This is a genomic window from Syntrophotalea carbinolica DSM 2380, from assembly GCF_000012885.1.
GTDB classification, from domain to species: Bacteria; Desulfobacterota; Desulfuromonadia; order Desulfuromonadales; family Syntrophotaleaceae; genus Syntrophotalea; species Syntrophotalea carbinolica.
The window spans coordinates 2,105,088-2,128,683 of sequence record NC_007498.2 but is presented as its reverse complement, the minus strand read 5'-3'; the positions used below and the strand labels follow the sequence as shown (position 1 = coordinate 2,128,683).

Sequence of the window (23,596 nt, the reverse complement as noted above, 5' to 3'; positions counted from 1 at the left end):
GAGCAAAGAAATGAAAAACGCAAAATTCGCCGGGCGGATATTCAACACGCCCTTGATGATCGCCGAAGAAAAATTAAACGTGCTGTTGCACGTGCTTGGCCCACGCTTCGACCTGGACCTGGATAACCTGCCAGCCATCGAGGCGCGAGAGGTTGCCGAATCCGAGCGAAACCGTGCCGGGTACGTGGTGCGCAACGGGACCGCTATCATCGGCATTCAGGGTACGTTGGTTCACAAATCGGGATACCTCGACGCTCTCAGCGGTTTAAGCAGTTATGAATCCCTGCGGAGTTCTTTCGACCTGGCCCTTGAGGATGACGCCGTGCGCCGGATCATCTTCGATGTTGATTCCCCTGGCGGTGAAGTTACCGGTTGTTTCGACCTGGCAGACCATATCTACCAGAGCCGAGGCAAAAAGCCGATAACCGCTGTGGTGAATGAGTCCTGCTACAGCGCCGCGTATGCCTTGGCCAGTGCTGCCGACAAGATTATCCTCCCCCGCACTGGTGGGGCCGGGTCCATTGGGGTCATCTTGGCACATGTGGATCAGAGCGGGTTCAACGAGAAAAACGGCCTTGCGGTTACGCATATTTTCGCTGGCGCACACAAGGCTGATTTTTCGCCGCATCACGCCTTGAGCGAGGAAGCAAAGACCCGCTTGCAGGGGATGGTTAATGAAACATATTCGTTGTTTGTCTCGACCGTCTCCCGCAACCGCAACATGAGTGCCGAGGCCGTCAGAAAGACTGAGGCCTGTATTTACATCGGCTCCAAGGCTGTGGCGGCAGGTCTGGCCGATCAGGTCGCAGCCGTGGACAGGTATCTGTCCGGATCAGGGGGTAGCAGCACCCCGCTCCGCATGGAGGCAGCAGAACCGGCCATCGCCATCGATAAAGCCACCGAGAGCGAGCGGGCCATGTTCGGTTCACAGGCCCGGAAGGATGCCGAGTTGTTGACGGCGAAAGAGCCCGCAGCCGCGAGTTTCGATAAAATCGCCGCAGATGCCTACTTCAAGCGCGAAAAGACCCGGCAGGAATATACCCAGACCGTCGAGGAACAGCCGCAGGAACAGCAGCCGCCCGCAGCGCAGAGCAGCCATGTCGTAGTCGAGAAAGACCGGCTCGCAGCAATCGCAGCACGGATCTACGGACCCGAGGCATAACACTTACAACGAAAGGAAACGGCACAATGAACGCAGAGAAAAAAAAGAGATTGCAGGACAACATCACCGAAGCACAGACCGCCCTTGCCGACCTCAAAACCAGCCGTGACACAGCAACCGCTTCGCTGACCGACCTGCGGGTCCGTCGTGGCGAACTTGTCGAGCGTCGCAATACCGCCGCGAAGCTGGCCGCATCGGCGAGTGAGACAAAAACCGGCCTTGCTCGCCGACAGGTCAAAGGCCTCTCAACTGCCGAGGAAATCGCCGACGACCTGTCAGCCGCACAGAGCGATGCCGATGCAGCAGAAACCGAGCTGGATGCAACGCGGACGCTGTTGAATGTCACCGACGATGAAATCGACGCGCTGCAGGTCACCATTACCGAGTCGGAAACGGCAATCCCCACCGCAGAGGCCGCATTGTGGGACGCCGTGCGCCGTGTCGAGGTGGCATCGATCACCGCCGAGTTGGTGCCCGGTCTGGCCCGATTGGAAGCGGTGCTCCGCAAGGCAATCGACGGATTTGGCCGGCAGGATCTTGTTGCCGCGTTGACCAAGGCCATTGACCAGGCATCCGGCAAACGTGAAGCAGCCACCACTGCCATCGAGGCAGAATATCTCGCGTAAATTAACCGGGGGCCGGTCTGCGGACTGGCCCCACCCTTGGAGGAGACATGGGATCTGAGATTGTAAAACTCACCACTGGTGGCCGAATATACCAGGGCTGGACCAGCATATCGATCACCCGCAGCATTGAAGCCATATCCGGCAGGTTTTCACTCGGTCTTACCGATCGCTGGCAGGGGCAAGACACGCCATGGCCGATACTGCCAGGCGCTGAGTGTACCGTAAAGATCGGCGACGATACCGTTATCACAGGGCGGGTTGACTCGATCGCCCCGCGCTACGACGCGAACAGCCATACGAACAGCGCCAGTGGCCGCGACCGAACCGGCCAGATGGTGGACTGTTCGGCAGTTCATAGCCCTGGCGATTGGGCAAACATCAGGCTTGAACGTCTGGCCGCGATTCTGGCAGAGCCGTTCGGAATCTCGGTTAAAACCGAAGTCGATACCGGCGCTCCTATCCAGTTGGTTAAAATTCAACCAGGCGAAACCTCTTTCGAGGCATTGGACCGGCATTGCCGTTTCTGCGGGGTTCTGCCTGTTTCTGATGGTCAAGGTGGCTTGATACTAACTAGGCCGGGGAAAACCAGATGTAGCACTGCATTAATCCAGGGCCAGAATGTGAAATCTGCCAGCCTGATTGACGACATCATCGACCGTTTCCGCACGTATGTCGTCCGTGGCAGTCAACCGAGTACCGATTTTATTGCCCCTGAACAGGCGTTTGCAGTAGATGGCCGCGCCAGCGACGTGGGAGTACCCTCTGGCCGGACCTTGATTGTTCTTCCGGAAAACTCCGTTGATATCGCCGCAGCGAAAAAACGCGCCCAATGGGAGGCGACTGTCAGAGCCGCTAGGGCCGTATCAGCACAGGTGACAGTTCAGGGATGGCGACAGGGCAATGGGGAGTTGTGGCCGGTCAATGCACTGGTGAATGTCGATCTGCCGTGGCTGCGACTGTCTGGGGATATGCTGATAACGGAGTTGACCCACACGCTGGATGAATCGGGGACGCAGACCACACTGACGCTGCGGAGGCCGGATGCCTTTATACCGAAACCGACTGTGCCCGAAGATCTGGACCCGTTGGCATTAATCTGACCCGAACCGAGGAGATCTACATGGCACATAAAACATACAACGAACTTGACAGCGTATTTTTTCGTGAAAGAGGCCGCTTGCAGAGTGAGATGCAGACCGAGGCCGCCGCAGCGATCTTGCAGATCGAAGGAGTCAATGCAGACATCGATCCATCCGACTTCGGAAAACTCGAAACACAGGATGACGGGACGACCCTGTTCACCTGGCGCGGAAAACCCGTGCTGCTGTTCGGGTTCAAGCCATCTGCCAAGGTCGGCAAGGGGCTGGAGTTGACGGTGGACCGTTTGCACCTGGCGCAATAACTTACGATAATCCCGCCATCCGTGAGCATCGGGCGGGACGCGGCAACTACAGGAGTGCCGCGTGGAATAACCCTGTAGAGCCCATGGGAGCGTTACCGGACCTTCTCTCCGTTCCGCGATGGGCAGAATGGCCCCTGGTTTTTCCGGGGGCCTTTCTTTATGCTACAATCTCAACAGAAACCACATCCGGAGGAGATACCCATGGCCCGAAAACGGAAACACGACACCGCAGCCGAATGTGTAGCTGAACACCGCAAACGCAAGTCCGACACCCACCGCAGGGTTGAAATTTCCTTGCCCATCGATGCCGCAGAAAAATTAAAACGGCTCGCTACCAGCGAAGCCACCACGCCGTCAATCATCATCGAGCGCATTCTGGCAGACATTCCCGACCCATCCTGAAACTTTTTTCACGTGAAATTCCCTCCAAAACGTGAAAATTCCGCAAGCATTCCCGATAGTTCACATTAAGTGGTCCAGCCGTTCACAGTAAGTGCATGAAAAATAAGCATTTTTTTCCTTGACGCTGAATAATGCTGGGCGTATGGTTGGCGCACGGTAATTCTTTCCGGTAAGTTTTTATAACTTCTCACCATTGAAAGGATCTTCACAATGCACCAAGTTTCCGTACCTGCCAACATCGCCCCCGCCGTTAAAACCATCGTTCAAGCTGTCGAGAAATTCGAATTAAGGCCCGCCGATCTGAGCGCGGCCATGCTGGAATATATCGAGAGAACGCAAGCAGATCGCTGCACCTGCACTGGTGATGGTGAGTTTTGTCCGGTCTGTGCCGCTATGGCTGAGTTGGGTGGGTGATCGATAAATGTCAGAATCAAAAGGACTGAGCCCCGTGGTGTGATACTGCGGGGCTTTTTTCCTCATGGGTTGCGGAGCCTGTCTCGCCTATCGCACAATATTCCCATGATAACTTTCGTACGGAAAATGCAGCGCTCCATTACTCATCGCGTCATGCTCATGATCGGGCGGGCTGTGGTGCGTGCTGTTAACGATGGTCCGAAGATACAGGAGCTTCAAGTATCTCTGCTCACCGATGAACTGCGCGGCGCCATCCAGTATTTTCAGCAGTTCGGCCATTGCGCGGTTCCGCTACCTGGTGCGCAGGCAGCAGTTGTTTTCCCCGGTGGCGACCGCAGCCATGGCATAGCGGTATCTGTTGACGATGGCAGATACCGTCCGCACCTCGATCCAGGCGAGTCCTGTCTGTATAACTCCGAAGGTGTGGTGATTAAGCTGCTGGCAGGTAAAACCGTGGCGATAACCGGAGCCACGCGGGTGGACATAGATGCAGACCTGCACGTTACCGGGGATATTTACGATGGCGTGAGGACTATGGCGGCCGACCGTGATATTTACAACAGCCACAAACATCCTGAAAACGACAGCGGCGGCCCGACAGATACGCCGGATCAGGAGATGTAGCATGGCGCCTATCTCGCCGGCGCCCCGAAAAGCACTGCAGCAAACTCTTTTTTTAACTCTTTTGCTTTAGCGTTGAATTGAGAGTTTATCCGTTTCTTTTCCTTCTCGATTTCATTTAATCTGCGGTCAAGATCAGCCAGCTTTGCAGGGATAACAGTTTTATTGACAACCTGTAGGGCGTGGATCATTTCCTCCTCATCTCCCTGGTCAACCAGTATCGACGCATCCCCGCGCAGAATAGCATTTTTGTGCTTGCACATCTGTCCAAGCTCCCCGGCTCGGCAAGTACAAGACACCCTCAGCAATTCATTCCGCCTAATCACCTCAACCAAATAGTGCCTGTCTGGGTCGCTGCTCTTCACCTTCACTGAAAAATGCACTGATATACCTCCTGTTCAGTAACCATAAAGTAAAAGCTCAGAGATATTTAATATCGCATTTCATGACGAACTCAAGTGGCCTGCGGATTTGCCGTAGGTTCTTTCTAGCGTCTAAGCCGGGGGTAGACGCGGAGGCCCGGCTTTTAGCTAGATACAGGTCGATTTTTGAGGGTGCCATTTTACTGTTGCCAGATATGGTAAAAGTTTACCAAATATAGAACTGGTGCGGTTTTGCGGCTGGAACGTGGATCTGGAACGGTTCCAGTTTTGAGGTTGCCAAATGGAACCAGTTGCCATTTTTGGAACGTGGGGTGAGACGACCAGAAAAACACCGCATAGAATTCATGACTACCACCTGGGGGAGATTTTTTCTGCCTTGTTATGTGGCTCGGATATGGGTAATATTAAGAAATCGGACGTCGGTGTGATTTCGATTTTCACGTATTTTTATGGGTATAGGCGTGAGTATACGATATTTTTATAAATCGCAAAAAGGGTAGGGAAAACAAGACCTTGCGATAATTATTCGATTCCCGCCACCTCCACCATTTAAAAAAGCCGGACTGTTCTCAGCAGTCCGGCTTTCCTCACTTTCCGCATGGATTGGGAAAAGGGTTGATTCCCATGAGCAACCAACACCCATACCAACCTCCCTACACCATTACTCCGGCCATCGTAAATTTTATCGCCAAGATCAGCGAAGTTACGGGGCGTCTGACCGTTATTGCTGAAAACGCCAAAGCTTTGCGGCTGCGGCGTATCAACCGTGTACGCACCATCCATAGTTCGCTGGCCATCGAGGGCAACACGCTGAGCGAGGCGCAGATCACCGCAATTCTGGACGGCAAACGGGTGATCGCACCGCCTCGCGAGGTGCAAGTAGTTAAAAACGCCCTGTTCGCCGGCCTCCCGGTGGAAAGCCTGATCTTCGAGCACCAGGCCGAGTATTATCAAGCCATTCAGGAGAGCACCCGGCAGACCGACTCCGCGCCTTTCATTGCCTTCATGCTGCGGATGATTCTGGATACTCTGATCACCTCCGCCCCCCAAGTCAGACCTCAAGTCACCCCCCAAGTCAGCGGGTTGCTGACAACGATCCAAGGCGAAATGGGTCGTGAGGCGCTGCAATCCGCCCTGGGTCTTTCTGACCGTAAATCCTTCCGCGAGCGCTACCTCAAACCCGCTCTGGCCGATGGCTTAATCGAGATGACCCTTCCCGACAAGCCCAACAGCCGCCTGCAAAAATACCGTCTTACCGCCAAAGGTCGCCAGTGGCTGGTACAGCATGGAGAAAGATAACTTCTGGGGGAATCTATGGCACTGGACTACGCCACATTAGAATTGCTCCGCCAGAACCATCCGGCCTGGCGGTTGTTGTGTGCTCATCACGCTCCGCTGGTGGCCGGTTTTCTGCACCGGGTGTTTATCGTGCCCAATGTTCGAAATCTACCACAGGCAGACCTGGTCGAGGCGCTGGAAGATGAGCTCTTCGCCCTGCGCGAGCAGTTGGGGGATGAAGCCTTTCCCGGATCCGCGCAAAGCTATCTCAACGATTGGGCTGAAAATGACAAGGGGTGGTTGCGGAAATTTTATCCGGCAGGGACGGACGAACCGCACTTTGATCTGACTCCAGCGACGGAGAAGGCTTTGGTTTGGCTGGAAGGGTTGACCGAGCGCGCATTTGTCGGCACTGAATCCCGTCTACTTACCTTGTTTGAGCTGTTGCGGCAGATGAGTGAGGGGAGCCAGACTGATCCGCAAGTGCGAATCGCTGAATTGCATAAGCGCCGCAGCGATATTGACGCGGAGATCGCCCGTATTTTGGCGGGTGATATTCCGCTTTTGGATGACACCGGTCTGAAGGATCGTTTTCAGCAGTTTTTGCAGCTGGCGCGGGAACTGCTGACCGACTTTCGCGAGGTAGAGCACAATTTCCGAACTCTCGATCGGCGGGTGCGCGAGCGCATTGCCCTTTGGGATGGATCCAAAGGGGCGCTGCTCGAGGAAATTATGGGCGAGCGCGATGCCATCGCCGATTCCGACCAGGGGAAAAGCTTTCGTGCCTTCTGGGATTTTCTGATGTCCCAGTCCCGGCAGGAAGAGTTGAGCCGCCTGCTGGAACAGGTCTTGTCCCTTCCGCCGATCCTTGCCATGTGTCCCGAATCCCGGCTGCAGCGCGTGCATTACGACTGGCTGGAAGCTGGAGAACACACCCAACGAACGGTGGCTAAGCTTTCCGAGCAGCTACGGAGGTTTCTCGACGATCAGGCCTGGCTGGAGAATCGCCGCATCATGGATATCCTGCACAGCATTGAAAACAACGCGTTGGCGGTACGCGAGGCGGTTCCTTCAGGGGGCTTTACGACTTTGTCAGAGACCTCCGCAACGGTCGAACTTCCCTTGGAACGACCTCTTTACCGGCCTCCGCTTAAAACTCTCATTACCGAGATGGCGCTTGATGAAGGGGACGCGGATGTGGATACGGCGGCTCTCTACGCACAGGTGGTGGTCGACCGGGCCGAGTTGACCCGCAATATTCGGCAGGAACTCCAGGGCCGCAGTCAGATCAGCCTTGCCGAGGTGGTGACCCGCCACCCGTTGCGTCACGGATTGGCCGAACTGGTTGCTTATTTGCAGCTGGCAGGTGAATGGCCTGAAACGGTCGTGGACGATGAGGTTCAGGAGAAGGTGAGCTGGCAGTTGGGGACTGGCGTTATGCGTCAGGCGACTTTGCCACGCATTATTTTGCTGAGGAACTGATGATGAATGTTGCCGATACCAATCCGGGTTATTTTGCCAAACCGCTCCACGAACTCTCGTCTGTGCTGGTGCCACTGCTCAAGGGTGTGCTCTATCGGGAGGATAACCCAGGGCTGTGGGGTTTGCTTCAGAAGCTTCAAGCGAGTGTTCGGGATTATGTCGCCGTTCTCGGCCTGGAGTTGATGCTCGACGAGGCAGAGGGGTACGCTTTTTTGCGTTCCCGACGCGATGACGAAGAAGATGCTCCGGTAGCCATCCCACGCCTGGTTGCCCGGCGGCAGCTCTCCTATCCGGTCAGTTTGCTGCTTGCCCTTTTGCGGAAAAAACTGGCCGAGTTCGACGCTGGCGGTGGAGATACACGCCTGATTCTTTCTCGGGATGAGGTGGTGGAGTTGGTCCGGATTTTTCTTCCGGCGGGCAGCAACGAGGTAAAACTCATCGATCAGGTCGACGCTACCTTGAACAAGATCGCTGAACTGGGTTTTATTCGCCGCTTGCGGGGGCAGGGGCAGATGATTGAGGTTCGACGCATTATCAAGGCGTTTGTCGATGCTCAATGGCTCGCCGACTTTGATAAACGGCTGGCGGAATATCGGCAGCAAATAGCCGAACCACCGGAGGAAACGGATGTCTGAAACATTGGAGCTGGAATTTATCGGCGATGATCGTTTGGCCGGATTTCGCCTGCAACGGCTCGAGGTTTTTAACTGGGGAACCTTTGACGGCCGGGTCTGGACACTGCGCCTGGGCGGGGAAAACAGTCTGCTTACCGGTGATATCGGTTCCGGAAAATCGACCCTGGTCGACGCCGTTACCACTCTGCTGGTGCCGAGTCATCGGGTTGCCTACAACAAGGCGGCTGGGGCCGAGAGTCGTGAACGTTCGCTCAGATCCTATGTGCTGGGGTTTTATAAATCGGAGCGGCAGGAAACTCTGGGCAGCGCAAAACCGGTCGCACTACGCGACTTAAACAGTTACTCGGTCATCCTCGGTGTTTTTCACAATGCAGGTTACAACAAGACCGTCACTTTGGCGCAGGTCTTCTGGATGAAAGAAGCGGGTGCGCAACCGGCTCGCCTGTATGCGGCTTGTGAACGCGACTTGTCCATTATGGCCGACTTTTCCGGGTTCGGCAGCGAGATTCTCGGTCTTCGCAAGCAACTGCGGGCAAGCCATGTCGAGTTGTTCGACAGCTTCCCTTCTTACGGTTCCTGGTTTCGCCGTCGTTTCGGCATCGATAGCGAGCAGGCGCTGGATCTGTTTCATCAGACAGTATCCCTCAAGTCGGTCGGAAACCTGACGGAATTCGTGCGCAGCCACATGCTTGAACCTTTCGATGTTGCACCACGTATCTCAGCTCTGATCGGTCACTACGAGGATCTCAACCGAGCTCATGAGGCGGTTCTCAAGGCTAAGCATCAGGTTGAAATGCTAGAGCCCTTGGTGGATGATTGTGATCGATATCGGACGCTGGCGCAAACGGCGGATAATCTTCGAGCGTGTCGTGATGCCTTGCGCCCCTGGTTCGCTACCCTGAAAATCGATCTGCTGGAGAAACGTCTTACTTCGCTGAATGAAGAGTTGGCCAGACATCGAACCGTCATCGTGCGGTTGGAGGAGCAGCGTCGCGAGCAGCAGGGACAGGAGCGCGATCTTCGCCGTACTATTGCGGAAAATGGTGGGGACCGCATCGAAAGCATCGCCGGGGAAATTCTCCAGAAACAGGATGAATTGGAGCGTCGCAAGCAAAAAGCCTCCCGCTATGAGGAGCTGGTACGTGCTTTGGGCCAATACCCCGCTACGACCTGCGACGAATTTCTGCGGCAGCGGTCCGAAATCGCCAATTGGCGTGAAACGACAGAAGAAACCGAAATCCGCACGCAGAATAATCTCAATGAAGCAGGTGTCTTGTTCAAGCAGGGAAAGGACGAATACGATCAACTGCAAAATGAAATCGCAAGTCTGAAAGCTCGGGTCAGCAATATCGACGAAAAACAGATCGCCATGCGGCGCGCACTCTGTGGGGCCCTGAATCTGGTCGAAGAAGAGATGCCTTTTGCCGGTGAGCTGCTGAAGGTACGCGACGATGAGCGTGACTGGGAAGGTGCCATTGAACGTCTGCTTCACGGTTTCGGCTTGTCTCTGCTGGTTCCTGATCGGCATTACGCCAAGGTAGCGCAGTGGGTAGACCAAACCCATCTGCGTGGGCGTCTGGTTTATTTCCGCGTGCGGGCAAAGGGGCGCGGCGAGTTGCCGTCGCTTCATCGCGATTCCCTGGTGCGCAAGATCCAGGTCAAACCCGATTCGCTCTTTTACGATTGGATTGAACGCGAGGTGGCACATCGCTTTGATTTAGCGTGCTGTCAGTCGCAGGAGCAGTTTCGCCGCGAAACCCGTGCCGTTACCAAGGCTGGGCAGATCAAGGCTCCAGGGGAAAGACATGAAAAAGATGATCGGCATCGGCTCGATGATCGTCGTCGCTATGTCCTCGGCTGGAGCAACGCCGAAAAAATCGCGGCATTGGAAAAAGAGGCCAAGCGGCAGGAAACACAACTCGCCGAACTTGCCGGTCGCATCAGCACGCTGCAAAAGGAACAAGCCGCCCTCAAGGAGCGTCTTTCGGTTCTCTCGAAGCTAGGCGAATACACCGATTTTCATGACCTTGACTGGAAACCCGTGGCGGTTTTTATCGCCAGGCTGGAAGCCGAGAAGCGAGAGCTTGAAGCGGCCTCCGATCTGCTCAAAACCCTTACAGCGCAATTGATCGCGCTCGAAGGGGAGTTGAAAGAAACGGAGGAGAAGCTTGATGGGCGGAAGGATAAGCGTTCGAAAACCGAGGAAAAAATCAGCTTCGCGCAAGAGTTGCAGGAACAGGCTCAAGCCCTTTTGGCGGAAACAACCGAAGAGATTGTACAGCGATTTTCCATGTTGGGGGAGATGCGCGAGGACGCGCTTGGCGATCAGGTGTTGACGGTTGAATCCTGTGACAACCGCGAGCGCGATATGCGGGACTGGTTACAGGCCAGGATCGATGCCGAAGCTTCGAAGATCAAGCGTTTGTCCGGAAACATTATCAAGGCAATGACCGAATACAAAGGGCAGTGGGGTTTGGAAACCAAGGATGTCGATGCCGATTTAGCTGCCGCTCCCGAGTTCCGGTCGATGCTGGATCAGCTAAAGGCTGACGATTTGCCACGCTTTGAAGGACGTTTCAAGGAACTCCTGAACGAGAACACCATCCGAGAGGTGGCGAATTTTCAATCTCAGCTGGCACGCGAACGGGAAACCATCAAAGAACGCATTGCTCAAATCAACGAATCACTCACCCAGATCGATTACAACCCCGGCCGCTATATAAGTCTCGAAGCACAGATGAATCTAGATGCCGATATCCGTGAATTCCAGACCGAGTTGCGTACCTGTACCGAAGGAGCGCTCACCGGCTCGGAGGATGCCCAGTATTCGGAAGCAAAATTCCTGCAGGTGAAGCGAATTATCGAGCGGTTCCGAGGCCGGGAAGAACATTCGGATCTGGATCGGCGCTGGACGGCCAAGGTGACCGATGTGCGCAACTGGTTCGTTTTCGCCGCCAGCGAGCGCTGGCGTGAAGACCACACCGAGTATGAACATTATGCAGATTCCGGCGGAAAATCGGGTGGTCAGAAAGAAAAGCTGGCCTACACCGTGCTTGCAGCCAGTCTGGCGTATCAGTTCGGCCTGGAATGGGGATCGGTGCGTTCGCGCTCTTTCCGCTTCGTGGTGATCGACGAGGCTTTCGGACGGGGTTCCGATGAATCGGCTCAGTATGGTTTGCAGCTTTTCGCACAACTCAATTTGCAACTGCTGATCGTTACACCGTTGCAGAAAATCCATATCATCGAGCCTTTTGTTGCCGGTGTCGGTTTTGTTCACAGTGAAGAAGGTCGCAACTCTGTCCTGCGCAACCTGAGTATTGAGGAATATCGCGACGAGAAGCAAAGGATGCAAGGATGACGTGGACGACCCCGGCTGACCTCAAAGCTCAGGTGCAAAAGCTATGGGATCGCGGCTTGCTGCTCGCATCATTGTCCGGCGATGAGTCGGTTTTCCCCAGACGTCTCACGTTCAAAGGCCCTGACTCCCAGGAACTGAGCCAAAGGTTTTCCGAGGTGCGTGACTGGATCGCCCAGTTGTCCGCTGCCGCTGGTCCCTATCGAATCGAATGGCGTTGCATCAACCACCGTGTCCTTGGGGCTAATGAAATTCCCTCGAAAATCTGGGTCGACAGCCTTGAGGACGCAGTCGGGTTGATCGGCAAACGCAGAGCGGCGGAGCAGTTTGCTGCGTTGGTCGAATTGACGAGAGAGAAACAGCCCGAACTGGTTTCCTGGTTGGGAAAACGCCCGCTACGAGCTCTTGAATTGGGCGCAGATTGGCCGCGGCTCCTTGCGATTGTCGACTGGTTGCACAGACACCCTCGTCCTGCCATTTATCTGCGCCAGATCGATCTGCCGGGTGTTCATAGCAAGATTATCGAGAAGTATCGGGGAGTGCTTGCGGACCTGCTCGATCTTGTCTTGCCAGAGTCCGCCATTGACGCAACACACAAAGGCGTCGGTGGATTCTGCCGTCGTTATGGTTTTCTGGATAAACCCACACGTGTGCGTTTTCGAGTGTTGGACTCAAATATTCGCTTGCTGCCAGTGAAAGCTGGTCAAGATATTACTCTGACACAGGAAGCCTTTGCCTCATTTGCTTTGCCGGTATCGAAAGTGTTCATCACCGAAAACGAGATCAACTTCTTGGCTTTTCCGGATGTCTCGGATGCGATGGTGATTTTCGGGGCGGGATACGGTTTTGACAATCTCTCTGCGGCCTCTTGGCTGCACGAGAAAGATATCTACTATTGGGGGGACATCGATACTCACGGATTTGCCATTCTTAACCAATTGCGCGGATTCTTGCCTCATGTTGTATCTTTTCTCATGGATCAGCAGACACTTCTTGCCCACAGAGCACTCTGGGGAGTTGAAACTCAGCCTGAAACAGGGACCCTTTCGCGGTTACTCTTGGACGAAAGCGCCCTTTACGACCAATTACGGCAGAACCATTGGGGGGATCGCGTTCGTCTTGAGCAGGAGAGGGTCGGGTATGACTTTCTGCTTGAAGTTCTTCGGGAGCTATGAATTGCAACTGTCAAGAAACCCTTGAACGTAATGCCACAAGCCCGTGGCGGCCCTTTTAGCGCCCAAGTGCGTGCCGTTTTCAGGCTGCTCGTTCGCAGATCGCGAAACAGCGTCATTGCTCGTTGCTCATGTTGGCGGGATTGGTCAGCAACACATGCTTGGTGCCGCTCAGCTTTCTAACATATTATTATTCGATTGCCGCTACCCCACCATTTGAAAAAGCCCGGCCTTTCGGTCGGGCTTTTTGTTTGCCTGAGGGTAAATTGACTCCTGAATGACATATTCAAATGGTTGATGGGATATTGGTAGGGGAGGTTTTTGCGGGAACAGAGATGCACTAAAGCTGCGCGTTTATTAATTAAATTGGTAAAAAAACAATTTGACAATGGGAGGATACCAACATAGACTATGAGGGATGTCACTAGTTTGACATAACGCTTGATGGTATTTTGCACAACAGACATGATGGGCTGTCGTTTGGAAAGGGTTATCCATGGGGATGCGTAGTATAGTTTGTCCACGTTGTGGCAGGGCTAAAATTGAAAGAATCCGACGCGACTGGTGGATGCGTTTGTTTCCGCATTCCCGTTGTTATTTTTGCCTGCACTGCGACACCCAATTTTGGCGCTTATTCCATGCGTTTTCCTTGAAAATTCGATAACAGGCGCTTGCCTGCTTACACCATAATTCTGGCGGCTACCTGATAACCTGTCGTCGAAATGCTACATACATTTAATTTAATGTTGAGCGCCATTCAGGCTCTGCCTGACCATTCTTTCCCGCTTCTGTTCCACCTTTCGCATTTCCATTACAATTTCAAATCCAGTGCTCGCGCTTAACCTTTGCACCCATGATAAACATGCGCGAAATGTCCAACGATTGGAAACACGTCTTAATTTACAATTATTTAATTGAAAGTCGGTGTGGAAACGAGTATCTTCGCCCGATGTTATGTTGTCGGGTAGACAACGTTGGATTTTATTCAGGGATTCAAAACCATCCAGTACGGGTAATATTGGCCGGTGAAGAACTGGCCTTATGTGTGGTCGTTTGGCGGATTTTTCATGCTTGAGCTGCATGCTTCATCTCTTTTGTTCGATTCAATACAGCTTGCGGCTTACAGGCGGTACATGCTGGGGAAGCGGCAAGAGTAAAAAATTGACTTAAAGGCATTTTACCGCCCGTTCGCTTCGCTCACTCGAGAACGCGGAGATCGCAGAGGGAGGCAAAGCCCGGAGTTCGGTGTTTGGTTTTAAAGCAAAATCTAAGCTTTACTCTGCGCTCTCGGCGTGCTCTGCGGTTAACGGCTTGGTTTTAAGGTTGCCCCGCGTCCCATTGAACAGCATGTTACCGCCCGTTCGCTTCGCTCACTCGAGAACGCGGAGGTCGCTGAGAGAGGCAAAACCCGGAGTTGGTTGTTTGGTTGTTTGGTTGTAAGACAAAATCTAGTCTTGTCTCTGCGCTCTCAGTGTGCTCTGCGGTAAAATAGTTTTTTTAGAAATTTTAAAGGAAAAAACATGAACATCCTCGTTTGTGGTGGAGCAGGGTACATCGGTTCCCATATGGTCAAGATGTTGACAGCGTCGGGTCATATTGTAACAATCTTTGACAATCTCTCCACCGGGCACCGGGAAGCGGTCAAGTGGGGCAAACTGGTGGTAGGGGATCTGCTTGACGAGGCTGCTCTGCGGCAGTTGTTTGCGGAGAACAGCTTCGATGCCGTCATGCATTTTTCGGCCAAATCGTTGGTCGGTGAGTCCGTTGCGCAGCCGGCCATGTATTATAAGAATAACGTTATCGGTACCTTCAATCTTCTTGAAGCCATGCGTGCCGCCGATGTCAAGCGATTCGTCTTTTCCTCTTCGGCCGCCACCTTCGGCAATCCCGTCGCCGATCGCATCGATGAAAATCATCCCCAGGCACCCATCAACCCCTATGGCGAAACCAAGTTGATGGTTGAGCACATGCTGCGCGATTATGCAGCTGCCTACGGATTGAGCTCCGTCAGCCTGCGTTACTTCAATGCCGCAGGGGCTGATCCCTCCGGAGAAATCGGCGAAGCCCACGATCCGGAAACCCATCTGATCCCCAATATCCTCAAAGCCGCTCTCGATCCTCATAAAACCCTAAAGGTTTTCGGTCAGGATTATCCGACCCCTGATGGTACCTGCGTGCGCGACTACATTCACATCAACGACCTGTGTCAGGCCCATCTTCTGGCTCTTGGCTATATGGATAATAATGACGGTGCTTTTGGCTTTAACCTGGGTAACGGGCAAGGTTTTTCCATTTTCGAGATCAATAATGCGGCGGAGTGTGTCACCGGTGGGGAGATCCAATATGAGTCATGCGACCGACGCCCCGGCGATCCGCCCATTCTGGTCGCCGATGCCACTCTGGCAAAAAAAGAACTAAAGTGGCGTCCTCAATATGTCGATATCATTGAAATTCTTCGGACTGCTTGGGATTGGCACCGTAAACAATTGTTTTAGAAGATTAAATTGGTCGGGAAATTGCTTTAGGGAATGGGGGCTTTTTGAACCATTGTCCCCTTTGCAAGAAAGTTTGAAAGAGTCAAGAGACTAACATTTTATTAAATTTAATTGCAGCTAATGGATTGGAAGGCAACGAGTTATGAATTTGACAATTATAGGATCTGGCTATGTAGGGTTGGTGACTGGTACATGTTTTGCCGAGATGGGCAACCATGTGACGTGTGTTGACCTTGATGAGAAGAAAATAGCGGATCTCAATCAGGGGCGGATCCCCATTTACGAGCCCGGCCTTGAGCCTGTGATTCTTTCAAATCTGGCCGATGGTCGTCTGCGTTTCACCACCTCTCTGGCCGAGGCGATGACCGATTCCCAGGTTTACTTCATTGCCGTTGGTACTCCGCCTGGTGAAGATGGTTCTGCAGATCTGCGCCATGTGTTGGCCGTGGCCCGGGAGATCGGGCGGTGTCTGGATAAATATGCTGTTATTGTCGACAAGTCGACAGTGCCGGTAGGTACGGCGGAAAAGGTAGCCGCCGTGATCCAGGATGAGCTCGATAAGCGTAGTGTAGATATTGCTTTTGATGTGGTAAGCAATCCTGAGTTTCTCAAGGAGGGGGCTGCCGTAGACGATTTCATGAAGCCCGACCGTATCGTCATTGGCTGCAACAGCGACCAGGCTCGCGACATCATGTGTAATCTTTATGCTGATTTCTGCCGTAACCATAACCGTATGGTCATGATGGGGGTTCGTGAGGCGGAAATGACCAAGTACGCTGCCAATGCCATGCTTGCTACCAAAATTTCATTTATGAATGAAATTGCAGGGCTTTGCGATGCTTTACAGGTCGATGTAGAAAAAGTTCGCTTAGGCATCGGTTCCGATTCGCGTATCGGGTTCCCTTTTATTTATCCTGGCTGCGGTTATGGTGGGTCATGTTTTCCTAAGGACGTCAACGCATTAATTAGCATGGCAGAGGAAAACGACCTTGAACCTATGATCCTTAACGCCGTTCATCAGCGCAATGCGGATCAAAAGAACGTTCTCTTCCGTAAAATTGTTGCCCGTTTTGGATCAGATCTTTCTGGCATGACATTCGGCCTTTGGGGCCTGGCATTCAAGCCCGGTACGGATGACATGCGGGAGGCTCCATCTGTCGTGCTGCTGCGGCAGTTAATTGATTCCGGCGCCAAGGTCAAAGCATACGATCCCGAGGCAATGGATGTAGCTATGCAAGAGCTTCCCAAAGACTGGTTTGAAAAGGGTGCTTTGGTTCTTTGCCAACATCAGTATGATGCTTTGGATGACGTGGATGCATTGGCGCTGGTCACTGAATGGAAACCGTTTCGCCACCCAGATTTTAAAGTGATGAGCTCGTTGATGAGCCAAGCGGTTGTTTTCGACGGGCGGAATCAGTATGACCCCAAAGAGATGAAATCTGAGGGGTTTGAATATTGGGGCATTGGTCGATGTGGTGATTATTCTCGGGTTGCTGGTGTTTCCGAAAGTCTATCCGAGAGCATACCTACCGTTGCGATAGTTTAGATCCATTATGGTCGCAGATCCTTCCCTGTTTAAAAATGAACTTAAGTGACGTCCTCAATTTGTCGATATCATCGAAATTTTTCGAACTGCTTGGGGAGGCACCGTAAATAGTTATTTTAGAAGAATAAATTGGTTGGGAGATTGCTTGTAAAAACATACTTGTGGACGGTGAGGATAATAGCCGGATAAATTTGAATAAATCCAAACATCAAAGGCAATGGGACGCCGATGTTGCGGAAACGGCAGAGATAAAAGTCTGATCAATCCAAGGCGTTTGGTTTAGGGTTGATCCGCGTAAATCCGTGCGCATCAGATGTGATCCGTGTACCGTTAGGAATTTAAGCTTTAAAGCAAAAGGCATGTTGGCGAATACAGATAAAATCGGATAACGGCGGATAATACCTTGAAGTCTAAGGCAATATCCGGGGTTTAGATATGGTAGTAAGGTGTTATCTGTGTGCATCTGCCGTTATCTGTGTTCGAAGAGGTTTTGATTGAAAGGCAATTGAACGCGGATGCCGCGGAAACGGCAGGGATAAAAGTCTGATCAATCCAAGGCGTTTGGTTTAGGGTTGATCCGCGTAAATCCGTGCGCATCAGATGTGATCCGTGTACCGTTAGGAATTTAAGTTTTAAAGCAAAAGGCATGTTGGTGAACATAGATAAAATCGGATAACGGCGGATAATACCTTGAAATCTAAGTCAATATCCGAGTTTTTGTTATGGATGTAAGGTTGTATCTATGTGCATCCGCTGTTATCTGTGTTCAAAGAGGTTTTGACTGAGGGGCAATAGAGCGCGGATGCTGCGGAAATAGCAGGGATAAACTTCGTTGTCTTGGTTACCACTGACAACGGACAAATTTACATTCAATATTTGTTGGGATTGGGAACGAAAAATTATGTGTGGCATAGTCGGCTATGTCGGGGCGCGCCAGGCTCCGCCTATTATTATAGATGGGTTGAAAAAACTCGAATACCGCGGGTACGACTCCGCCGGTATCGCAACCCAGAACGGCAAGGGCATTGAAGTCCTTCGCGCCGAAGGAAAACTTGTCAACCTGGAGCGTTTGCTGACCAGTAATCCCGTTAGCGGCAGCTGTGGCATCGGCCATACCCGTTGGGCAACCCACGGACGGCCTTCTGTCGCGAATGCTCATCCGCACCGCGCTGATGGGATTGTTGTCGTACATAATGGCATCATCGAAAATTATCTTGACCTTCGAGATAGATTGATTGAGAAGGGGCATTCATTTAGTTCCGATACCGACACCGAAGTTATTTCCCATTTGGTTGAGGATTTTTATCGGGAGTCCGGAGACTTTCTCAGCGCTGTGCGGAAGACCTTAACCGAAGTGCGCGGTGCCTACGCTGTCGCGGTACTGTGCGAACAGGAACCGGGCAAGATGGTCGCAGCCCGATCCGGGTCTCCACTGGTAATCGGGCAAGGTCAGGAGGAGTTCTTTGTCGCTTCCGATGTCCCGGCGATTCTCAAGCATACCCGTGAGATGATCTTTCTCGAGGATGGCGAACTTGCCTGGTTCGCTGGGAATACCATGACCCTTATGGATCTCGCAGGTAATCCGGTCACCCGCCTGCCAAAGACCATCACCTGGAACCCGGCCATGGCGGAGAAGGGCGGTTACCGCCACTTCATGCTCAAAGAGATTTACGAGCAGCCCCGCGCCATTGCTGATACCCTTGCTGGTCGCATTCCCGATGATCAGGCCGACGTGGTACTTGAGGGACTCGGGCTGAGTGATGCAGAACTCCAGAGTTTCCGAAAAGTCTTCCTGGTCGCTTGTGGTACATCCTGGCATGCGGCTCTGGTCGGTAAGTTTCTGATTGAAAAACTAGCTCGCGTCCCGGTCGAGGTCGATATCGCCAGTGAATTCCGCTACCGTGATCCCATCGTCGATGAAGGCACTTTGACGATTTTGATCAGCCAGAGCGGCGAAACGGCCGATACCCTAGCGGCTTTGCGCGAGGCAAAAGGGAAGCAAGGCAAAGCGGTCGCCATTTGTAACGTGGTTGACTCTTCCATCGCACGGGAAAGTGATGGGGTGATCTATACCCACGCCGGTCCCGAAATCGGCGTTGCCTCGACCAAAGCCTTTACCACTCAACTGGTAGCCTTCATCCTTTTGGCCCTGCGCCTCGGGCGTGCGCGGAAATCCTTGACGGATGAGCGACTGGGGTCAATAATCGCCGCTCTGAAAACGCTTCCCTCAAAAATTCAGGATACCCTTGCAGCTTGTGAACATATGGAGGAGATTGCGCGTATTTATGCGCAGGCCACCGATTTTCTTTTCCTTGGGCGCGGTAATCAGTATCCGATTGCTTTGGAGGGGGCGCTTAAACTGAAAGAAATCTCCTATATCCATGCCGAGGGCTATCCTGCAGGGGAGATGAAGCACGGTCCCATTGCCCTGATCGATGATCAGCTGCCGGTAGTGGTGGTTGCCACCCAGAACGAAAGCTTTGAGAAGGTTTTTTCCAATATGGAAGAGGTGAGGGCACGCGGCGGGCAGGTTGTAGTGATCACCGACTGTGCTGATGATGGATTGAAGGGCAAAGCCGATGTCGTACTGCCCATCCCCTCAATTGCCGATGAACTCATGCCGGTGCTCACGTCGATACCTCTTCAACTCCTGGCGTATCATTTTGCTGTGTTGCGTGGCACCGATGTTGACCAACCGCGGAATTTGGCAAAGAGTGTGACGGTGGAGTAGGGGGGTATCAAAGGCAATAGGACGCCGATACCGCGGAAACGGCAGGGATAAAAATCTGATTTAACCTCAAATCATGTTTTTGGGTCTAGGTCTGCGAAAATCCGCGCGCATAAGATATTATCCGCGTCCTATTCATTTTGAGATGGCTTTGATTTTAGGATTTAATACTCGTACTATTCAACGCTTTGAAATATCACTAGCCATCATCAAATTGCATTGCGATGGCAGATACAAAATAGGAATCTTAAATGTCAAAAGTATTGGTCACCGGCGGTGCTGGTTTTATAGGATCTCACACCGTTGTCGAGCTTCTGCAGGCAGGTTATGAGGTGGTTGTAGTCGACAACCTTAGCAACAGCTCCGCTGTGGCTCTGGATCGTATTGCTCAGATCACTGGCCGGAATCCTACTTTCGAGAAGGTTGATATCTGTAATCGCGAGAGTCTCTGGCTGGTTTTTTCAAAACATCGTCCTCATGCTGTAATTCATTTTGCAGGACTAAAGGCTGTAGGGGAGTCAGTTGAAAAGCCGCTCAGCTACTATCAGAACAATATTTCCGGAACCGTTGTGCTATGTGAGGTGATGGCTGAGTTTGGTGTAAAACAACTTGTATTCAGTTCCTCTGCAACTGTTTATGGCAACCCATCCAGTTTGCCGATTCGAGAGGACTTTCCTCTTAGTGCTACCAATCCCTATGGTCGTACTAAGCTTTTTATCGAGGAAATGCTGCGGGATCTATACGCATCGGACACCACATGGCGGATAGCTCTTTTACGTTATTTCAATCCTGTTGGTGCTCATCCCAGCGGGCTTATAGGAGAGGACCCGCAAGGGACGCCTAACAACCTGTTTCCATTTATCACACAGGTGGCCGTGGGGCGGCGTAAACGATTGACTATCTTTGGTTCCGATTACCCTACGCCGGATGGGACTGGAGTACGTGATTTTATTCATGTTGTTGATCTGGTTCAAGGACATCTTAAGGCTCTTAAAAGAATAGAGATTGATTCAGGTTTCGTGACGTGCAACTTGGGGACGGGGAAGGGATACAGTGTCATGGAGGTTGTTCGAAGTTTTGAACAGGTTTCAGGGGTGACAATTCCTTGTCAGGTTGCTGGTAGGCGATCTGGTGATATCTCTGCTTGTTATGCAGATCCATCTTTTGCAGAAGATGAGCTTGGTTGGAGAGCCAGCCGGTCACTGGATGAAATGTGTAGCGATGGTTGGCGTTGGCAGCGGATGAACCCGAATGGGTACGAGTAAATAGGGTAATATTCAAAGGGGAGCATTTTTAAAATGCTTATCTCATTGGAGATTCGATCCTATAATCTTCACTTTTTAAAGGCGATAGGGCTGAGATCCTCTTTAGGCAGGTGTAGTCCGGGGCAAGAAATTTACTGGTAGTACTATTGCCTGTATCCTAGAATGTTGGAATTTTTGATTATGATTATAAAGAGAAAAATTCGGATTACCTAGCTTAGGTTTTGTAAATACCGTGTATTTGGCCTCCATTTTGAAATTGTGTTAGTTGGGGGGCATTGGTTATTAGTTTCAATGACTAAGAACTTCTGTATTGTTCTTTTTTAACACATCAACAAGGGCCAGTTGCCCTCTTCTGGAAAAAGCTTATGAGAAAAAATGGAAGTCTAGTAAGAAATCTGTCTTTTAATCTTATAAACTTTATTCTTAATGTTATAGTGGGTATTTTTTATACTCGTTATTTAATTGATAATCTTGGGGTATCTGGATATGGTTTGATACCTTTATGTGCAACAATAGGTACATATTTTACTGTTTTCGCTCTAGTGTTCAATGCAGCCGTTGGTAGGTTTATAGCAGTATCAATTGCTAGGGAAGATTTTAAAGAAGCTAATATATATTTTAATACTTCATTATTTTCAAGTATTACTGTTGGGCTTATATTGTTATTTCCATGTTTATGGATAGCTTTGACGCCTAGTAGGATGTTAAGTATTCCTATTGGTCAAGAGATCGAGGCAAGTAAACTTCTTTTATTTACATCAGGAATGATTTTTTTTAGTATAATTTCCGTTCCATTTGAGGTTTCAACTTACTGTAAAAACCGTTTTGACCTAAGAAATAGTGTTATAATAATAAAAACATTGATTAGGGTTGGAGTTGTAATAGTATTGTTTACCAACTATAGTGCAAAAATATCTTATGTTGGATTTGGAATGTTTTTGTCTAGTATGGCCTCCTTTCTTATTTCTTTGTTTGTATGGAAACACTTAACTCCTGAGTTTTATGTTGATATAAGAGAATATAATATTTCCTCATTGAAAGAGCTAACAGCTGCAGGTGGTTGGGTATCTGTAAGCCAAGTTGGCACCCTTTTGCTATTAAATATCGATCTATTTTTAATTAATAAGTTATTTGGGGTAGAATCGGGTGGTATATATGCGTCTTTGCTTCAATGGTCTATCCTATTTAGAAGTCTTGCTCTTACAATTGCAGGAGTCTTTGGGCCAACGATAGTTATACTATATGCTAAAAATGAGATAGAGGAATTAATTAAGTATTCTAGGAAGGCAGTGAAATATCTTGGGTTGTTTATAGCTCTCCCTATAGGGTGTGTAAGTGGTTTATCCAGTCCCCTTCTAAAGGTTTGGTTGGGGGCTGGGTTTGTTGAACATGCTCCCCTCCTTACCCTTATGACAGCTCCTTTATGTTTAAACTTAGGATACTCTCCTCTTCATAATATTTCAACTGCAACAAACAAAGTTAAAATACCAGGTCTCGTTCAAATATTATCTGGACTTGCTAACCTATTTCTCGCAATTCTTTTTTCAGTTCATATGGGGTTAGGTTTGTATGGAATAGCCATAGCTGGGATTTGTGTCTTAACAATAAGAAATGTTCTTTTTACACCATTATATGGATCCCATATTATCGGACGACATTACGGTACATTTATGAGCGAATTATTGCCAATTGTGATAATGACTACCATGTTAACTTTAATATGTTATTTTGTTTCATCTATTATTGATCTTGGATCTTGGTTTAGGCTGATTCCCTTTTGTTTGTTTGTTTCAATAATTTATATGACTTTTGTATGGAAAATTTTTGTTACTCATGAAGAAAAAGAGAGTTTTGCGAAGATGATTCCAAAATTAAAGAGGGCATGATGATTTTTATACATAAATTATATACCTTATTAAGGAACAAGGTGTCGAAAACCTCTCTCAAAAATCTTATAAAGTGTGGTGTCGGTACGCAAATACATTTTTCTACCAAAATTTCATATAAGAAAAAAGTATCCATAGGAGATTATGTTTATATTGGACCTAAGTGCAATTTTATCGGTCGTGGCGGATTGTTAATTGGTGATCATGTTATTATTGCTCCGGAGACTACAATATTAACATCATTGCATCGATACAGAGAGGCCGATATGGTTCCATATGATAATGTTGAACTACTGAAGCCCGTTGTAATTGAAAAATGTGTATGGATTGGAATTAGAGCTATAATAATGCCAGGAGTAACAATCGGAGAAGGAAGTATCGTCGGTGCAGGAGCTGTTGTAACAAAGTCTTGTCCTCCTGGGTCAATCCTTGGTGGAAATCCAGCTCATATTATAGGCTCAAGGGATATGGAAGATTATAGAAAATGTATTAAGAAAAATATGTACTATTTCATGAATAAACAAATTCATAATGTTGAGAAAGTTGAAGTTTGTCAAATTGATTAGTTTGAGGGATTCTTCTATATTCTCTGTATGGTAAGGGCTTTGGGTATTCATGGTCAATCATAATTATTGTCACGCGTATGATTCAAAAAGCTTCTCGTTGTTCTCAGGTTTAGATCGGTCAGAACTTTACGAAAAATATCGGTCGCAGTCCAATGGTAAGGCCAAACAAGAAACTCAG

At 50.5% G+C, this 23,596-nt stretch carries 19 protein-coding genes; 18 read left to right on the top strand and 1 reads right to left on the bottom strand.

The genetic code is table 11. The features are described from left to right. The first annotated feature begins 10 nt into the window (after positions 1 to 10). The 7 genes from PCAR_RS10080 to PCAR_RS10050 all read left to right on the top strand — a co-directional run bounded on the left by PCAR_RS10080 (position 11) and on the right by PCAR_RS10050 (position 4,630). The gene (locus PCAR_RS10080; RefSeq protein WP_011341559.1) at positions 11 to 1,162 is read left to right on the top strand and encodes a S49 family peptidase; all 1,152 of its coding nucleotides are present in this window, start codon (positions 11 to 13) and stop codon (positions 1,160 to 1,162) included. 26 nt (positions 1,163 to 1,188) lie between these two features. Then, positions 1,189 to 1,788, top strand: a complete 600-nt coding sequence (locus PCAR_RS10075; RefSeq protein ID WP_011341558.1) for a hypothetical protein — start codon at positions 1,189 to 1,191, stop codon at positions 1,786 to 1,788. A 47-nt stretch (positions 1,789 to 1,835) separates the two neighbouring features. After that, positions 1,836 to 2,888, top strand: coding sequence for a phage baseplate assembly protein (locus PCAR_RS10070; RefSeq protein WP_011341557.1), 1,053 nt, complete (start codon positions 1,836 to 1,838; stop codon positions 2,886 to 2,888). A gap of 20 nt (positions 2,889 to 2,908) precedes the next feature. Continuing rightward, positions 2,909 to 3,190, top strand: coding sequence for a hypothetical protein (locus tag PCAR_RS10065; RefSeq protein WP_011341556.1), 282 nt, complete (start codon positions 2,909 to 2,911; stop codon positions 3,188 to 3,190). A 201-nt stretch (positions 3,191 to 3,391) separates the two neighbouring features. After that, positions 3,392 to 3,592 carry a hypothetical protein gene (locus PCAR_RS10060; protein WP_041531344.1) on the top strand — a complete coding sequence of 67 codons (201 nt, stop codon included), beginning with the start codon at positions 3,392 to 3,394 and terminating at the stop codon, positions 3,590 to 3,592. A 210-nt stretch (positions 3,593 to 3,802) separates the two neighbouring features. Next, positions 3,803 to 4,006: a hypothetical protein gene (locus tag PCAR_RS10055; RefSeq protein WP_011341554.1), complete on the top strand. Its 204-nt coding sequence runs from the start codon at positions 3,803 to 3,805 to the stop codon at positions 4,004 to 4,006. Between the two features lie 105 nt (positions 4,007 to 4,111). Continuing rightward, positions 4,112 to 4,630, top strand: coding sequence for a phage baseplate assembly protein V (locus PCAR_RS10050; RefSeq protein WP_011341553.1), 519 nt, complete (start codon positions 4,112 to 4,114; stop codon positions 4,628 to 4,630). A gap of 8 nt (positions 4,631 to 4,638) precedes the next feature. Here PCAR_RS10050 and PCAR_RS10045 read toward each other — a convergent pair whose 3' ends face one another. Next, positions 4,639 to 4,890, bottom strand: a complete 252-nt coding sequence (locus tag PCAR_RS10045) for a hypothetical protein (protein WP_148204331.1) — start codon at positions 4,888 to 4,890, stop codon at positions 4,639 to 4,641. A gap of 744 nt (positions 4,891 to 5,634) precedes the next feature. Here PCAR_RS10045 and PCAR_RS10040 point away from each other — a divergent pair. The 11 genes from PCAR_RS10040 to PCAR_RS19130 all read left to right on the top strand — a co-directional run bounded on the left by PCAR_RS10040 (position 5,635) and on the right by PCAR_RS19130 (position 23,418). After that, the gene (locus PCAR_RS10040; protein WP_011341550.1) at positions 5,635 to 6,309 is read left to right on the top strand and encodes a Fic family protein; all 675 of its coding nucleotides are present in this window, start codon (positions 5,635 to 5,637) and stop codon (positions 6,307 to 6,309) included. 15 nt (positions 6,310 to 6,324) lie between these two features. Next, positions 6,325 to 7,770, top strand: a complete 1,446-nt coding sequence (locus PCAR_RS10035; RefSeq protein WP_011341549.1) for a DUF3375 domain-containing protein — start codon at positions 6,325 to 6,327, stop codon at positions 7,768 to 7,770. Continuing rightward, the gene (locus PCAR_RS10030; RefSeq protein WP_011341548.1) at positions 7,770 to 8,405 is read left to right on the top strand and encodes a DUF4194 domain-containing protein; all 636 of its coding nucleotides are present in this window, start codon (positions 7,770 to 7,772) and stop codon (positions 8,403 to 8,405) included. Before PCAR_RS10035 ends, PCAR_RS10030 begins: the two co-directional genes overlap by 1 nt. Further along, a complete protein-coding gene (locus tag PCAR_RS10025; RefSeq protein WP_011341547.1) occupies positions 8,398 to 11,763 on the top strand; it encodes an ATP-binding protein in 3,366 nt (1,121 codons plus the stop codon). The genes PCAR_RS10030 and PCAR_RS10025 overlap by 8 nt, the downstream gene beginning before the upstream one ends. After that, on the top strand, positions 11,760 to 12,935 hold the full coding sequence (locus PCAR_RS10020) for a DUF3322 domain-containing protein (RefSeq protein ID WP_011341546.1): 1,176 nt from the start codon (positions 11,760 to 11,762) through the stop codon (positions 12,933 to 12,935). The genes PCAR_RS10025 and PCAR_RS10020 overlap by 4 nt, the downstream gene beginning before the upstream one ends. Before the next feature lie 1,517 nt (positions 12,936 to 14,452). Continuing rightward, complete coding sequence (gene galE, locus PCAR_RS10015) at positions 14,453 to 15,427, top strand: UDP-glucose 4-epimerase GalE (RefSeq protein ID WP_011341542.1); 975 nt, start codon at positions 14,453 to 14,455, stop codon at positions 15,425 to 15,427. 142 nt (positions 15,428 to 15,569) lie between these two features. Further along, positions 15,570 to 16,973, top strand: coding sequence for a UDP-glucose dehydrogenase family protein (locus tag PCAR_RS10010; RefSeq protein WP_011341541.1), 1,404 nt, complete (start codon positions 15,570 to 15,572; stop codon positions 16,971 to 16,973). Between the two features lie 901 nt (positions 16,974 to 17,874). Further along, positions 17,875 to 19,704, top strand: coding sequence for a glutamine--fructose-6-phosphate transaminase (isomerizing) (gene glmS, locus PCAR_RS10005; RefSeq protein WP_011341540.1), 1,830 nt, complete (start codon positions 17,875 to 17,877; stop codon positions 19,702 to 19,704). A gap of 248 nt (positions 19,705 to 19,952) precedes the next feature. Beyond that, complete coding sequence (galE, locus tag PCAR_RS10000; RefSeq protein WP_011341539.1) at positions 19,953 to 20,966, top strand: UDP-glucose 4-epimerase GalE; 1,014 nt, start codon at positions 19,953 to 19,955, stop codon at positions 20,964 to 20,966. 365 nt (positions 20,967 to 21,331) lie between these two features. Next, on the top strand, positions 21,332 to 22,852 hold the full coding sequence (locus PCAR_RS09995) for a lipopolysaccharide biosynthesis protein (RefSeq protein ID WP_011341538.1): 1,521 nt from the start codon (positions 21,332 to 21,334) through the stop codon (positions 22,850 to 22,852). Beyond that, positions 22,849 to 23,418 carry an acyltransferase gene (locus PCAR_RS19130; RefSeq protein ID WP_041531341.1) on the top strand — a complete coding sequence of 190 codons (570 nt, stop codon included), beginning with the start codon at positions 22,849 to 22,851 and terminating at the stop codon, positions 23,416 to 23,418. Before PCAR_RS09995 ends, PCAR_RS19130 begins: the two co-directional genes overlap by 4 nt. The last annotated feature ends 178 nt before the right edge of the window (positions 23,419 to 23,596 follow it).

Excerpts from the sequence above, each read along its gene's own strand:
- PCAR_RS10020 (WP_011341546.1), top strand. The coding sequence starts at position 11,760 with ATGACGTGGACGACCCCGGCTGACCTCAAAGCTCAGGTGCAAAAGCTA.
- PCAR_RS10080 (WP_011341559.1), top strand. The coding sequence starts at position 11 with ATGAAAAACGCAAAATTCGCCGGGCGGATATTCAACACGCCCTTGATG.
- PCAR_RS19130 (WP_041531341.1), top strand. The coding sequence starts at position 22,849 with ATGATGATTTTTATACATAAATTATATACCTTATTAAGGAACAAGGTG.
- PCAR_RS10035 (WP_011341549.1), top strand. The coding sequence starts at position 6,325 with ATGGCACTGGACTACGCCACATTAGAATTGCTCCGCCAGAACCATCCG.
- galE (WP_011341539.1), top strand. The coding sequence starts at position 19,953 with ATGTCAAAAGTATTGGTCACCGGCGGTGCTGGTTTTATAGGATCTCAC.
- PCAR_RS10050 (WP_011341553.1), top strand. The coding sequence starts at position 4,112 with ATGATAACTTTCGTACGGAAAATGCAGCGCTCCATTACTCATCGCGTC.
- PCAR_RS10055 (WP_011341554.1), top strand. The coding sequence starts at position 3,803 with ATGCACCAAGTTTCCGTACCTGCCAACATCGCCCCCGCCGTTAAAACC.
- galE (WP_011341542.1), top strand. The coding sequence starts at position 14,453 with ATGAACATCCTCGTTTGTGGTGGAGCAGGGTACATCGGTTCCCATATG.
- PCAR_RS10010 (WP_011341541.1), top strand. The coding sequence starts at position 15,570 with ATGAATTTGACAATTATAGGATCTGGCTATGTAGGGTTGGTGACTGGT.
- PCAR_RS09995 (WP_011341538.1), top strand. The coding sequence starts at position 21,332 with ATGAGAAAAAATGGAAGTCTAGTAAGAAATCTGTCTTTTAATCTTATA.
- PCAR_RS10075 (WP_011341558.1), top strand. The coding sequence starts at position 1,189 with ATGAACGCAGAGAAAAAAAAGAGATTGCAGGACAACATCACCGAAGCA.
- PCAR_RS10070 (WP_011341557.1), top strand. The coding sequence starts at position 1,836 with ATGGGATCTGAGATTGTAAAACTCACCACTGGTGGCCGAATATACCAG.
- PCAR_RS10040 (WP_011341550.1), top strand. The coding sequence starts at position 5,635 with ATGAGCAACCAACACCCATACCAACCTCCCTACACCATTACTCCGGCC.
- glmS (WP_011341540.1), top strand. The coding sequence starts at position 17,875 with ATGTGTGGCATAGTCGGCTATGTCGGGGCGCGCCAGGCTCCGCCTATT.
- PCAR_RS10045 (WP_148204331.1), bottom strand. The coding sequence starts at position 4,890 with ATGTGCAAGCACAAAAATGCTATTCTGCGCGGGGATGCGTCGATACTG.
- PCAR_RS10030 (WP_011341548.1), top strand. The coding sequence starts at position 7,770 with ATGATGAATGTTGCCGATACCAATCCGGGTTATTTTGCCAAACCGCTC.
- PCAR_RS10025 (WP_011341547.1), top strand. The coding sequence starts at position 8,398 with ATGTCTGAAACATTGGAGCTGGAATTTATCGGCGATGATCGTTTGGCC.
- PCAR_RS10065 (WP_011341556.1), top strand. The coding sequence starts at position 2,909 with ATGGCACATAAAACATACAACGAACTTGACAGCGTATTTTTTCGTGAA.
- PCAR_RS10060 (WP_041531344.1), top strand. The coding sequence starts at position 3,392 with ATGGCCCGAAAACGGAAACACGACACCGCAGCCGAATGTGTAGCTGAA.